Annotated in this window: 17 protein-coding genes; all 17 read left to right on the top strand. The window is 49.7% G+C overall.

The features are described from left to right. Positions 1 to 50 precede the first annotated feature (50 nt). Positions 51 to 572 carry a head completion/stabilization protein gene (locus AC2FC2_RS03650; protein ID WP_490658757.1) on the top strand — a complete coding sequence of 174 codons (522 nt, stop codon included), beginning with the start codon at positions 51 to 53 and terminating at the stop codon, positions 570 to 572. Continuing rightward, on the top strand, positions 572 to 775 hold the full coding sequence (locus AC2FC2_RS03655; protein ID WP_490658758.1) for a tail protein X: 204 nt from the start codon (positions 572 to 574) through the stop codon (positions 773 to 775). The genes AC2FC2_RS03650 and AC2FC2_RS03655 overlap by 1 nt, the downstream gene beginning before the upstream one ends. A gap of 24 nt (positions 776 to 799) precedes the next feature. Continuing rightward, complete coding sequence (locus AC2FC2_RS03660; protein ID WP_099062514.1) at positions 800 to 1,066, top strand: phage holin; 267 nt, start codon at positions 800 to 802, stop codon at positions 1,064 to 1,066. Continuing rightward, positions 1,066 to 1,560 (top strand): lysozyme, encoded by a 495-nt coding sequence (locus AC2FC2_RS03665; protein ID WP_490658759.1) that lies wholly within the window; start codon positions 1,066 to 1,068, stop codon positions 1,558 to 1,560. The genes AC2FC2_RS03660 and AC2FC2_RS03665 overlap by 1 nt, the downstream gene beginning before the upstream one ends. Next, positions 1,548 to 1,985, top strand: coding sequence for a lysis protein (locus AC2FC2_RS03670; RefSeq protein WP_490658760.1), 438 nt, complete (start codon positions 1,548 to 1,550; stop codon positions 1,983 to 1,985). The genes AC2FC2_RS03665 and AC2FC2_RS03670 overlap by 13 nt, the downstream gene beginning before the upstream one ends. Before the next feature lie 8 nt (positions 1,986 to 1,993). After that, on the top strand, positions 1,994 to 2,461 hold the full coding sequence (locus AC2FC2_RS03675) for a phage tail protein (protein WP_490658761.1): 468 nt from the start codon (positions 1,994 to 1,996) through the stop codon (positions 2,459 to 2,461). After that, positions 2,449 to 2,904, top strand: coding sequence for a phage virion morphogenesis protein (locus AC2FC2_RS03680; protein WP_490658762.1), 456 nt, complete (start codon positions 2,449 to 2,451; stop codon positions 2,902 to 2,904). Before AC2FC2_RS03675 ends, AC2FC2_RS03680 begins: the two co-directional genes overlap by 13 nt. Before the next feature lie 95 nt (positions 2,905 to 2,999). Beyond that, the gene (locus AC2FC2_RS03685; RefSeq protein WP_490658763.1) at positions 3,000 to 3,638 is read left to right on the top strand and encodes a phage baseplate assembly protein V; all 639 of its coding nucleotides are present in this window, start codon (positions 3,000 to 3,002) and stop codon (positions 3,636 to 3,638) included. After that, positions 3,635 to 3,994 carry a GPW/gp25 family protein gene (locus AC2FC2_RS03690; protein WP_490658764.1) on the top strand — a complete coding sequence of 120 codons (360 nt, stop codon included), beginning with the start codon at positions 3,635 to 3,637 and terminating at the stop codon, positions 3,992 to 3,994. Before AC2FC2_RS03685 ends, AC2FC2_RS03690 begins: the two co-directional genes overlap by 4 nt. Further along, on the top strand, positions 3,981 to 4,889 hold the full coding sequence (locus AC2FC2_RS03695; protein WP_490658765.1) for a baseplate assembly protein: 909 nt from the start codon (positions 3,981 to 3,983) through the stop codon (positions 4,887 to 4,889). The genes AC2FC2_RS03690 and AC2FC2_RS03695 overlap by 14 nt, the downstream gene beginning before the upstream one ends. Beyond that, positions 4,882 to 5,487, top strand: coding sequence for a phage tail protein I (locus tag AC2FC2_RS03700; protein ID WP_490658766.1), 606 nt, complete (start codon positions 4,882 to 4,884; stop codon positions 5,485 to 5,487). Before AC2FC2_RS03695 ends, AC2FC2_RS03700 begins: the two co-directional genes overlap by 8 nt. Then, a complete protein-coding gene (locus AC2FC2_RS03705) occupies positions 5,484 to 7,373 on the top strand; it encodes an SGNH/GDSL hydrolase family protein (RefSeq protein WP_490658767.1) in 1,890 nt (629 codons plus the stop codon). Before AC2FC2_RS03700 ends, AC2FC2_RS03705 begins: the two co-directional genes overlap by 4 nt. 18 nt (positions 7,374 to 7,391) lie before the next feature. Beyond that, entirely contained in the window at positions 7,392 to 8,465 is a 1,074-nt protein-coding gene (locus AC2FC2_RS03710) for a phage tail protein (protein WP_490658768.1), read from the top strand. Positions 8,466 to 8,856: 391 nt separating this feature from the next. Continuing rightward, the gene (locus tag AC2FC2_RS03715; protein ID WP_490658769.1) at positions 8,857 to 11,280 is read left to right on the top strand and encodes a hypothetical protein; all 2,424 of its coding nucleotides are present in this window, start codon (positions 8,857 to 8,859) and stop codon (positions 11,278 to 11,280) included. A 464-nt stretch (positions 11,281 to 11,744) separates the two neighbouring features. Further along, positions 11,745 to 12,917 (top strand): phage tail sheath protein, encoded by a 1,173-nt coding sequence (locus AC2FC2_RS03720; protein ID WP_490658770.1) that lies wholly within the window; start codon positions 11,745 to 11,747, stop codon positions 12,915 to 12,917. Positions 12,918 to 12,927: 10 nt separating this feature from the next. Further along, entirely contained in the window at positions 12,928 to 13,443 is a 516-nt protein-coding gene (locus AC2FC2_RS03725) for a phage major tail tube protein (protein WP_006322489.1), read from the top strand. A gap of 77 nt (positions 13,444 to 13,520) precedes the next feature. Continuing rightward, positions 13,521 to 13,874: a phage tail assembly protein gene (locus tag AC2FC2_RS03730; protein ID WP_490658771.1), complete on the top strand. Its 354-nt coding sequence runs from the start codon at positions 13,521 to 13,523 to the stop codon at positions 13,872 to 13,874. Positions 13,875 to 13,883 lie beyond the last annotated feature (9 nt).

Raw genomic sequence — 13,883 nt, forward strand, 5'->3', positions numbered from 1 at the left:
TTTAACCGCATCAACGCTCCCGTCCACCGCCCGACTCACAGAGAAAAACCATGGTCAGCATAGCGATTGAACCCACACCGGGCGACCAGAAACCCGGTAACAATCTGGAAATTGATGTGACACCTCCCCCCGCGCCGCCGGTCAGCACGGTGATCAAAAATACGGTTTTTTGGCCGGATATCGACCTGAAACAGTACCGGGAGGATATGCGCCAGGACGGCACGATCACACAGCCGCGTCTGCTGGAAGCCGCCCGCAATGCCATCAATGAAGTTAACGATCGTCTGGCCAACTGGCGAAAACAGCAGCAAAGCGCGGGCAATAGCGCGCTGGATCAGGTTCCTGCCGATCGTCTGGATGATGAGAGCACCCGCGTACAGCTTTACCGCCGTGCGGTGTTTTGTCTGACGCAAGCCAGTCTTACCGAGCGTTTTCGCAGTTTTGACGCAACCAACTCAGGCAACAAGCGGGCCGAATCGCTGGAGCCAACCGTTGATGACCTGCGCCGCGATGCGGATTGGGCCATTAATGATTGCCAGTCGCTGCCGCGCATGACGGTTGAGTTGATCTGATGAAGGTCTACGCGCACCAGGGTGACACCGTTGATGCACTGTGCCAGCGCTATTACGGCAAAACACAGGGGGTCACCGAGCAGGTATTGCTGAGCAATCCGGGCCTGGCCAATCGGGGGCCAATTCTGCCCCACGGTTGCCCGGTAGACATGCCGGATATCATTCAGGCCGCATCGGTGCAAACCCTTCAATTATGGGATTAACCCCCTGCGGGCGGGAGGTGGAGAATGAAAATTATGACGGAAAAACTTGCCGCAGGTCTTAACTACTGCATTGCCGGCGGACTCTGCACCGGTGGTCTGGTCGACTGGTTCCGCCATGTGGACTGGAATCAGGTTGCGGTGATCGGCGGTTTTATCCTGGGCCTGATCACGTATCTAACGCAGACCTATTTCGACTGGCGGCGTACCAAAGCCTATGAAAAAGGGGTTAGCGCCGGGATCATCACCGAACCGCCGGTAAAGCGCCGCCTGTTCCGTAAAGAGGCCGAATAATGGCGATGTCATCCACCTTGCGTAAAAGCTTGCTTGGCGCTGCCGGTACTGGCGCAGTGGCGCTCGCCACATTAATGATCCCTGAGCTGGAAGGCGTCAGGCTTGAGCCTTATCGTGACGTTGCAGGCGTGTTGACGGTCTGCTACGGCCACACCGGGGCCGATATTATCCCCGGCAAGCGCTACAGCCTGGCGCAATGCAAAGCCATGCTGGATAAAGACCTGATCCCCTTTTCCCGTTCGGTTGAGCGGTCGGTAAAGATTCCGGCGACGGAATACCAGAAAGCCGCGCTGATCAGTTTCAGCTACAACGTGGGGGTTTACGCTTTTGAGCATTCTTCCCTGCTACGCAAGCTGAACGCAGGCGACGCAACCGGCGCTTGCGCTGGCCTTCGCCAGTGGATTTATGCCGGCGGCAAACCGTGGAAAGGCCTGATGAACCGCCGCGATATAGAGCATGAGGTGTGCACCTGGGGGCAAAAATGGCCCGTCTGATTGCCGTCATCGTCCTGATCCTACTCTGCCTGCTGGCCTTTCTGTTCTACAGCAATCAGGGGCTGCGCCAGGTGCGCGACACATTGCAGGATGCCAACGGCCAATTAACCCGCCAGATTGATTGGCAGAACAAGACGCAGCGCGCTGTTGCTGCCATTGACGAAAACCGAAGCCGGGAATTAACCGATGCGAAAAGTAAAATTGATGATTTGCAGCGTGATATTGCCGATGGTCGTCGCCGGCTGCGGCTCAGCGCCACGTGTCCAACCGCCACCGCCGCCAGCCTGGCTGATGCAGGCGGCCCCCGACTTACTGACGCCGCTCAACGGGATTATTTCACCCTCAGAAAGCGAATTGAAACCGCCAGCAACCAAATAGCCGGCCTGCAAGACTACATCCGCAACGTCTGCCTGGCGCAACCGTAGGAGCGATCATGTTAAAACCGGACTCACTTCGCGCAGCCCTTAGCGGTTCCGTAAAGTATGTGAAGCAAAACCCCGATTGCCTGCACATTTTTATTGATAAAGGGGTGATTTATTCCACCCTGGCCCCGTCGCTGTCCTTTGAATATCAGTACACGCTGAACCTTATCGTGACCAGTTATGCCAATGACGCCAATCTGTTGATCGTGCCTATCCTGCATTGGTTACGCACCCATCAGCCTGACATCATGGCCAACCCGGATAAACGCGGGGATGGCTTCACCTTTGAGGCCGACTTCCTGAACAATGCCGCAAGGGATATCAGCATTGACCTGAAACTGACCGAGCGCGTGATCGTCAGCGAGGACAACGGCAAGCTGAACGTCAGGCATGTGGATGAACCCACGCCACCGCCGAGCGCCCTCAGCAGTTATGAAATCTGGATGGAAGGCCGCAAGGTGGCAGCATGGGCAGCTTAAGCGACTTCCAGGCACTGGACGAAACGCTGTCCGTGTTGCTCCAGCAGCTTTCCCCGCAATCGCGCCAGGTATTCACCCGCCAGGTGGCCAAAGAGTTGCGCCAACGTCAACAAAAGCACATCCAGGAACAGAAGAACCCGGACGGTTCGCCGTACATACCGCGCAAAAACAAACGGCAGGACAAGCACGGGCGCATCCGCCGCAAAATGTTTACCCGGCTGCGCACCGCACGCTTTATGAAAACCGAGTCCAACACCGATGAAGCCACCGTGACGTTTGCCGCCGGTGTGACCAATTTATCCGCCGTCCACCATTACGGCCTGCGGGATAAAGTCAGTCCAGACGGCCCCACCGTGCGCTATGCGCGCCGTCAGTTACTGGGCTTCACCGATGCCGACCTTGAATGGATTAAGGATCTGGCGTTGGCGCACATCGCCAAATAATCACCCCGCCTTACTGACCACGCCACCGCCTTGTGCCATCGCTGGCACAAAGCACACAAAATGCCCCACGCGCCCGCACGCGGCACACTGGCAGCATGAAAGCATCCATCGCCGAACTAAAACGCCTCCTGGCCAACATTGTGCGCATTGGCACCGTCTCCGAAGTGGACACGGCCAAAGGGCTGTGCCGCGTGAAGATCGGGAAAAATGAAACCGACTGGCTGAACTGGTTGACGCTACGCGCCGGGCGCGTGCGCTTTTGGTCTGCCCCGTCAGTTGGCGAACAGGTAATTGTGCTGAGCATCTTCGGTGAACTGACCACGGGTTTTGTATTGCCGGGCGTATTTTCCGATCAGTATCCCGCCGCCTCGGCGTCACCCGATGCTGTCCGCCTTGATTTCCCGGACGGCGCAGTCATTGAGTATGAGCCTGAAAACGGCACGCTAACGGCAACAGGCATGAAATACGCCGATATTCAGGCATCTGAAAAAATTAGCGCCACCGCCAACGTCGTGATGGTGACGGCCAGCCAGATGATCACCCTGGATGCGCCCGTGGTGGAATGCACCCATAAATTGATTGCTGGCTCACTGTTGCTTAAGTACGGCGGCGAAATGTTCGGGAATATCACCCACACCGGTGGCAGCTTTAACTCCAACGGCGTGATCATCCACATCCATTATCACGGCAACGTGCAGAACGGCGGCGGTAACACCGGGGGGCCAGCATCATGATGTATCTCGGTATGAACCGTAACGATGGCCAGGCTATCAGCGAGATCGAACACATCCGCCAGTCCGTCAGCGATATTTTGATCACGCCTGTCGGTAGCCGTGTCATGCGCCGTGACTACGGTTCGCAGCTATCAACCCTGATTGACCAGCCACAAAATCCCGCGCTGAACCTCCAAATGATGGCCGCCATTTATGGCGCGGTTCTGCGCTGGGAAACCCGCATTTCACTCACTGCCATCAATCTTGCTTCCAGCGTTGACGGGGAAATGGTGGTTGATTTGGTTGGCAACCGGACGGACACCGCCGGTCGCATCCAGTTTTCCTTACGGTCAGGGGGCAATAATGGCCACTATTGATTTGAGCCAGCTACCCCGGCCCAATGTCATTGAAGCATTGGATTTTGAGACGCTATTTTCCGAACGAAAAGAGCGGCTAATCAGCCTGTACCCCGAAGAAGAACGGGAGGCGGTACGCCGAACCTTGGGTTTTGAATCAGAGCCGATCGTCAAAGTCCTGCAAGAATCTGCTTATCGGGAAGTATTGTTGCGCCAGCGCGTCAACGAAGCCGCACAGGCGGTGATGGTGGCCTACGCCATCGGCAATGACCTGGAACAGCTTGGCGCAAACAACAACACGCCAAGATTAACGATCGTCCCGGCAGATGCCGAGGCTATCCCACCGGTTGAGGAAGTGAAGGAGTCCGACGCCGATTATCGTCAGCGCATTCCGGCAGCCTTTGAAGGGATGAGCGTCGCAGGCCCAACCGGGGCGTATGAGTTTCATGCACAAAGTGCGGACGGCAAAGTCGCGGATGCTTCGGCCATCAGTCCCGCTCCGGCAGAAGTCACGATCAGCGTACTGTCCCGCGACGGTGACGGCACCGCATCCCCCGAACTGTTGGCCACCGTCAGCGCTGCGTTAAATGACGAGGCAGTCCGTCCGGTAGCCGACCGGCTGACCGTGCAATCCGCCCAGATCGTCAATTACCAGATCGACGCCACGCTGTACGTTTACCCCGGTCCGGCCATCGAACCCATTATGGCCGATGCTGAACTGCGCCTTAAAAGTTACATCAACGAGCAACGCCGGCTAGGCCGCGATATTCGCTTATCGGCCATCTATGCGGCGCTGCATACCCAGGGTGTACAACGCGTTGAACTGGCTGCGCCGCTGGCTGACGTGGTGCTAGACCGCACCCAGGCGGCCAACTGTACCGATTATCGCATCCGGATCGGCGGTTCGGATGAATAGCCTGTTGCCGTCTGGGTCATCCCCGCTTGAACGACGCGCGGCAGAAGCTTGCGCCGGCATCAGCGATCTGAATACCCCGCTGCGTGACCTGTGGAACCCTGACCGCTGCCCGGTTAAGTTCCTACCCTATCTGGCCTGGGCCTTTTCGGTCGATCGCTGGGATGAGAAATGGACGGCTGCGGAGAAGCGCAAAGCGGTCAAAGACGCCTTTTATATCCATCGCCGCAAGGGAACGATCGCGGCCATCCGGCGCGTGATTGAGGCAATGGGCTATTCAATGACCATTGAGGAATGGTGGCAGGTCGCCGATCCGCGCGGCACGTTCCGCCTTATGATAGACGTGAATGAAATAGGGATTACTGACGAGCTTGTTAACGAATTGGAAAGGCTGATAGGAGACGCCAAGCCGGTCAGTCGCCATATTAGCGGCATTGCCATAGCAACGAGAACCAGGGGGATTATCAATATTGGTGTAACGGCAACCAGCGGCGACATCATTACGATTTATCCGAAGCGTTTAGACGCGGATGACGCAATTATTTATGACGGCGAACAACGATACAACGGCAACGCCTATTTTTCCGGAGTTATGAAATGACAAAAATCACGGAGATCGAGCGCTGGGAAGACGAAGTCCACTTGATCGCACGCAACGAACGCGTGGCTGGCGGTCGGGATGGCGCAGTCAATAAACAGGCGGGGCAACTGGCTAACCGTACCCTACACCTAAAACGCGAGGTGTCCGCCGTCAGTGATTTGGCTCTAGCCGATATGGGTGTTTACGCCTCAGCAACTGACGCCCAAAACGCCATCAATACCGGCGTTGAAAAACGTCGATTTTTCCCCGTTAAGGGCAGCGGTAATATTTGGGCGTGGCGCTATGAAAATGTGGCTGGCGCAGCAACACGAACCAATGACTATCTGCGCAATGGCAAATCCATCCTAAATCTTGAGCAGTGGTTGGGTATCAGGTTGTACGACCAAACAGGCGAGACAAACAATTATTTTGTCAGGGCAACCGGGCCAGACACAGGCAAAATCCAAACCTCACCGGGTACGGCGGTCGCCTGCTTCTCGGTTTATGCCGGCCAGACCTATAATGTTACGGCCGCCGATTACCGGTCTGATTATTTTGCTATCGCGCTGAAAACGGATAGCTCACTGACCGGCGATACGTTGGGATTGGTTTCCATTACAGACAACGGCGATCACAAGTCGTTTTCAGTCCCCGCTGATAGTCCTGCGCAATTCGCCTTTATTAATACCGTCATCCCAAATGGCAAATTTGACATTCGGGATGATCTCGCCGTTGAAATAGACAACATCAATCAGGTTAACGGTATTCCCATTGTCGATGCCTGGGTGCGTGAATCGCTGATCGAAAGCAGTCTCGCATTTGTTGAAGAGGATGGCGGGCAGCTGTACGCACCGGAAAATGACCAGGTGAATTATTTTGTCAGGGCACTCGGCGCTGACGCGGGGAAAATACAGACGTCACAGGGAGCCATGCTGACGTATTTCCCCGTCACCCCCGGCAAAAAATACACGATCTATGCATTAGACTTTACCCAGGGTTTCTTTGTCGTCGCGCTGAAAACTGACAGCGAATTAACGGGGAGCACGCTGGGGCTGATTGAGCTGGAGAACGGCGGGAGTTACAGATCGTTCACCGTACCGGCAGACAGCCCGGCGCGATTTGCGTTTATGAACGTCGTGCTGCCACTGCAAAAATGGGATATTCGCACCGGATTGACAGTAACAGGCCCCGCGCTGAAAGCGAAAAGCATCAACGGCCACGAGGTGTACGACGCAAAAGCCCGCGATATGATCGCAAATTTGGGCGAATCGTCGATTTTAACCGGTAAAGAAGCAGTCTATTTTGGCGACAGCATTACAGCCAAAAATCCACGCACAAAGAAAAACTATCACGAATACATCGCCGAGGCTGTTGGCGAGATGCAGATCAGAAACTATGGGATCAGCGGCAGCGGATTTTATAACCGCTACGCAGATGCAGCCACCATTAAAGAAAACCCTGATTATGTCGTGATATTTTTGGGTACAAACGATTTCGGCGAAGTGGGCGGTAAAAAACCGCTGGGCGCTCTTTTCGATGAGGGGACTGCGACGGTATCGGGGTGCATAAATAGATTACTTCGGGACATAATCACCAAATTTTACGACAAAAAAATTGCAATCTTGACGCCCATCCCACGCCTGACCAATTACGGCAGCAATGCGGACAATAATTCGTCAGGATTTACGCTTGGACAGCTTGCGGAGTTAATTCAGCGCTATGCGGCGCATTACTCTATCCCCTGCCTCGATCTTTACCATGAAAGTAACTTGCCAGTGTATATCCCCGCAGGCAACGCGCACTATTTTACGCAGCCAGGCGGCACGCGGCCGGACGGATTGCACCCGAATGACGCCGGCCATCAGGTAATGGCTAGGAAAATACGCGTCTTTATGGAATCCCTTTAACAGCCAGGCGGATTGCACATGATGAAAAAATATTACTCTGTTATCACAAACATCGGCGCAGCCAGGCTAGCCGATGCGATCGCCACCGGCACCCTGTTGGATATTACCGAGATGGCAGTCGGCGACGGTGGCAGCGTGTTGCCACGGCCAAGCCCAGAACAAACGGCGCTGATCAATGAAGTCTTTCGCGAGCCATTAAATCGACTGTCCATTACCAATACTGCTGCAAATGTCGTTGAAGCTGAAATGATCATACCGGCACAGGCTGGCGGGTGGTGGCTTCGAGAGGTCGCACTGTTCGCGTCCGATGGCGTATGTATCGCCGTTGGCAACATGCCGGAAAGCTATAAGCCACTAACCACTGATGGCTCAAGCCGCACGCAGATCGTGCGCGTGCAGTTGGCTGTCAGCAGCACCGAACATGTGGTGCTGATTATCGATCCGACCGTTGTCATTGCGACACAACAGGACGTTAACGCCGCTAAAAACGAGGCCAAAGACTACACGGATGAAGCAACCGGAGAATTGAGCGAAAGCGTTAAGAATGAAATTGCCGAAGCGGTAAAAACAGCCATTCATGATGCCTGGGAACTGGATAACCCGGTCGGATCTTCTCGCCTTTTCAACCAGAACTTAAACCCCAATGAACGTTGGCCGTGGTCAACATGGGAGTATGCCGGCGAACACCTGACGATCAGAACGGCAAAAGCAGACGGTTCAGATGTTGGCGCTCTGGGTGGTAGCGACACCGTAACAATTGCGCGTGCCAACCTGCCAGTGGAAGAAATCAACGTATCAGGGACGGCGCAAGATACTGACCTTGGGACTAAGCGCACCAAACTCGGCGGTAAGCACGTTCATCATGGCGTACCTAAACGCAACAGTGATTATGAGCTGGGCGGTAACAATCGGGTATTCTTCGACCCTTATCAGGAAGGCGACACGGACGAAGCCGGCGAACACGATCACGAAATGGAATTAGGCCCACACGGCCACCCCGTTTCGGGGAAAACTGATGCACTCGGCCAAGGGCAGGCAGTCAGTATAGTTGAGCGCCACAAGCTGCAAATGCTGTGGCACCGTGTTGCATAAGCTGTATTAGCTCAGACTTGAGCTGATAGCATTCTCTGGCAGCACACAATCAAATCTGACAGTCCGCTCTGAGCTAGTAGCGGACATTCCCTTACAGGATTTCTGTAAGTCGTATAACGAATTATTGGATAGGAATTTGATTAATGAAATCCATGCACGGAACTATAGAGTCTCATAAGATGAGACTTTAGTGTAAATGCAAATAGTTGCATCAACATTAATTCTTATTGAATGTTTTATTACCATCGCTGCCAACCAAATTTTCACAGTGAATTTTTCCTCACCCAATAAAATTTGGCTACATTATATATTTTACTTCATAAAAAAATATAAACGATATAATTAAATCAACAAAAACACTTTTTAAGTTATTTTAAACAAGGAGATGAATGTGAATATTGAACACCTAAAGGAACTTATTATTAGAAAAAAATCATTGCATGAAAATGTGGGTGATTTGATAATGGATGAGATGCTATCTTTGCTTCAAGGATTAAAATACTGTGAATTAGATGAAATACGGCATTTTGTTTCTGACTTATCTCATGAATTGCATAAGCATGAATCACTTTCCATTCCAATTTTGGCCGTTTTTTCTCTAAAGCATATTAATAAAGTATTAGACACAGATGGTTATTTCCCTCCCCATAGTAAAGGAGAGGAGGTTGATGATGAAGTATATATGAAATATCTTGAAGAGTGTTACTTCGCATTCCCTCATAGGGAGATTAGAATATTTAGTGATAATATAAACTCAGTCAACATACCTAACGAATTAGGGTTTTATAACACCAATAAATATCTTTTGGATATGCATATCGCCACTCCTTTCGTAGAGGGTGAGATTAATGAAGATCTTAGCACTAGAATAATATCTTTAGCTATATCACATCATTATTCTTATAAGTATAATTTGCAGCATGAGTTTTACATTCAATTTGGTTCCATTCTTTCCAGACTAAGCATAGATGGCTACCCTCAGTTAGCAAGGGATTTTTCAGAGGAATCTCTATTTTGTTCTTTTGACAAAAAAGAATTATATTATGGATTTTATGTGAAGTTCATTATGTATACATCACAAAAAAACATATTGGACGCCCTATTAAGCTTATCGCTTTTTATTATTTCATTCGACAAGGCGACAATTAATCATGAACTGAAAAATAAAACGCTTATAGAACTATTCATCTTACTTAGGGATTCAAATCTATTCCCTTTAGCAAGGAAGTATTACACTGATGTTATAAGCACTCTGAATATAGAAGAGTATGAAAGCCAAAAATGTCAACTTGCTTATTTTAATCTAAGTATACTTGAAAAAGATGAAAAAGTAACAGTTGATATAAGAAAATATCTTGAAAAGAAAATAAATGATATTATTTCGTTTCATAGTGGGTCTATTATTCCATGGTTTGTACTGCTACATAACCTCATGAAAATCTTTCCTGAGAATAATGAACAGAAGTACTTTCATAGTGTCATTTTAAAATTTGAAGATTCTCTAGATAGAAAATTAGTCACACAATTAAAAGAATCATTATTAGGCATTAGTGGGAATTTAAAGAACAGTCTAATTAAAGGGATGGATAATTTATCTAAAACAAGAAATAAAAATGACTATGTATATGAGGTTAACTCTCTAATACCACTAGCAAATAACCTAATAGATGAATCGATTAAAAGCAAAGATATTGAAGGTTTTTTATTAGCGCATAAGTTAAAATCTGACGCGTCAATATTATTCAAGGGCGATATGATAATGCCTGTCAATGGGATGGTAAAAATAGAACCTAATAATTACAAATCAAATAGATTGAATTTAAATGAGTATTACAATTCCGTGGCATCACAACTTGAAGATGACACCTCTTATTTTTGGGTTGGATTTAATGACAATAAATTATACTCTCTCATTTTAAATGGTAAGAACTTAGAGTATATTGGCTATGTACAATCGGCAAATTTAAATGACTTTAATGAATGGATTGATGAATGGATTAGTGGAATGGGGTTTAATGATAATCCTTCAAATGATATTTTCATTGAAAATGAGGATGTGTGGAAGGTTGAAAAAAATAAAATAATTGAATCACTGCCCAACCTGGAAATTAAAGATATTAGTTTTAAAGAGAAAATTGTTATCTTTCCTGATGTTAAAATGATGGGCATGCCTTTTAACCTTATAAAAGTAAATGATGAAGTTTTTGGTGAAAAATATATATTGTCAGCACCATTTTCTATTGATAACTACATCTCTAAAAATATAAATGATGACTTCTACCTATGGGCACCAATGAATCAAAATGATTTTGCCATTGCTATAGCTTACTCAGAAGTAGAACGTGTTATAAACAAAGATGAAGTGCGTTGTGATATCTCTGACACTCCGACAGCAAACTCTGATGTAAATATATTTATATCGCATGGTGGCAAAGATAACACTGTCGGGTTTTATGGTGTTTACCCTGGAAAGGATAAAACATTCAACATTGATACATTATTTGGCACTGGCCGTGTTGCTATATTATTTATTTGTCATTCAGGGAGCATGGTTAAAAACACCTATACCAATAGCAATAACACATTAATAACAAGGTTAATAGAATCTGGTTATGATGCCGTAATATCACCGAGTTGGAGTTTACATATATCCATCCCTTCGATATGGCTACCAGAATTTATATCGGGATTAAAGAGCCATCTAAATATTGCCGAGGCAACTTTTAAAGCCAATGAAATAGTGGAAAAAAAATTCATCAGTCCTAAAGCCTCTATGGCTATGCATGTGTTTGGTAATGGTGCCTTACATTTTTAATCTTATACAATAACCTTTTCAATAATTAATACAAATAACATAAACCAATTTACCTTAACTGGTTTATGTTATAGTGAAAATTGAACGAGATTAACTCAAGAGTCATTAACTAATTTAATTAAACCTTCTGTGCTTTTGTAGGATAGAACAAACCCACAATGGAATGCTCTCAAATATCCAATACAATTAGATGTTTACAATATCTACTTCTGGCACAGAACTGCCCTGTTAGATTAGGTTAAGCTCTGTGCTGTGACAATGTCAGCTCAAGTCTGAGCTAATACACATAAGCCCCTTCTGGGGCTTTCATTTTTCTGTAAACGCGGTCATTGTTATATGTGCTGTCAAGACTATTGGCAAACTTCACCACGCACCTTGTGCCAGCCCTCACACAATGCCCACCATATGCATTAACCGCCTGCCGCAGACACCATAGGGGAACACCGTTATAGGAGATCCACCTAATGGCTCAAGACTACCACCACGGCGTGCGCGTCCAGGAAATCAACGAAGGCACTCGCACCATTACCACCATCAGCACGGCTATTATTGGGCTGGTCTGTACCGGTGATGACGCCGATGCGAAAACCTTCCCGTTAAACACGCCCGTATTGCTCACCGACGTATTGACCGCCAGCGGTAAAGCCGGCGAGTCAGGCACCCTGGCCCGTTCCCTGGACGCCATCGGCGACCAGACAAAACCGGTAACTGTCATAGTACGCGTAGCTCAGGGTGAAACCGAAGCAGAAACCACAACCAACATCATCGGCGGCGTGACCACCGAAGGCAAAAAAACCGGCATGAAAGCCCTGCTGGCAGCGCAAAGCCAACTTGGCGTAAAACCCCGTATTCTGGGTGTGCCCGGTCATGATAATGAGGCTGTTGCCTCTGAATTGTTAGCTATCGCGCAAAGCCTACGCGGCTTCGCGTACCTAAGCACCTATGGCTGTAAAACCGTGGCCGAAGCCATCGATTACCGTAAAAATTTCAGCCAGCGTGAAGCTATGTTGATCTGGCCAGACTTCCTGAGCTGGGACAGCGTGACCAACGCATCGGCAACCGCCTACGCAACGGCCCGTGCATTAGGTCTGCGCGCCAAGATTGATGAGCAAACCGGTTGGCACAAAACCCTGTCAAACGTCGGTGTCAATGGCGTGACCGGCATCAGTGCTGACGTGTATTGGGATTTGCAGGATACGGCCACCGATGCCAATCTGCTGAACCAAAACGACGTCACCACGTTGATCCGCAAAGATGGATTCCGTTTCTGGGGTTCCCGCACCTGCTCTGATGATCCGCTGTTCCAGTTTGAGAACTACACCCGCACCGCGCAGGTGTTGGCGGACACCATGGCCGAAGCGCAAATGTGGGCCGTTGACCAGCCTATGCACCCTTCTCTTGCCAAAGACATTATCGAAGGCATCAAGGCCAAATTCCGTGAGCTGAAATCCGGCGGCTACATTATCGACGGCGACTGCCGGATGGATGATGCCGCCAACGATAAAGACACGTTGAAAGCAGGCAAGCTGATCCTGGACTACAACTACACGCCTGTGCCGCCGCTTGAAAATCTGCTGCTGCGTCAGCGCATCACCGACCAATATCTGATGAATTTTACTCAGAACGTGAACAGCTAAGGGGGACGCGATGGCCTTACCACGCAAACTGAAATTCCTGAACTTGTTCAACGACGCCAACAACTATCAGGGCGTCGTTGAAGAAATCACCCTGCCGAAGCTGACGCGAAAGCTTGAACAGTATCGCGGCGGTGGCATGAACGGCAGCGCCGGTGTTGATCTGGGGATCGATGATGGCGCACTGGATGCTGAAATCACCCTCGGCGGCATTGAGGCCCAGCTTTATAAACAGTGGGGGATCGCCAAGGTTGATGGCGTACTGCTGCGTTTTGTAGGCTCTTTCCAGCGCGATGACACCGGCGAGATTGTCGCCGTGGAAGTGGTCATGCGCGGTCGTTTTTCTGAGTTTGACTTCGGCAACTACAAACAGGGCGACAACACCCAAACCAAACTCAGCGCCAAAAATACCTATTACAAGCTGACGATGGACGGCGCTGTCCTGCTTGAAATCGACGTGGTGAACATGATCGAAATCGTGGATGGCGTCGACCGCCTGGCAGAACACCGCCGCGCTATCGGCTTGTAACTGGCCAGCCCACTTGCACAGGTGTTCCCGTGGCCCCGGTCTGGGGCCGGTAAACCAGACAAAATGAAGGTTAAACAATGAAAAACGATAAATCTGTAAACGTTGAAATCAATGATGGCCAGGGCGATACCGTTACTGATTTGCTGAACAAACCGGTGATCCTGGACGTCCCTGTCCTGCGCGGCACCGTGCAGATCACCGAAGTGACCGTGAACAAACCAAATGCCGGTGCGTTGCGTGGCACCCGGTTGCAGGAGCTGATTGAAACTGACGTCAATTCACTGATTACCGTCCTGCCGCGTATCACCTCCCCAGCCCTGACGGCTAACGAAGTCGCCAGCCTGGATCCGGCAGACCTGTATCAGTTGTCCCAAGCGCTGGCACTTTTTTTCTTACCGAGTTCGGTCAGATCCGATTTCCTAAACAGCTAACCGTTGAAG

The sequence above is a fragment of the Serratia sp. CoH_122_TC_1 genome (assembly GCF_058191755.1).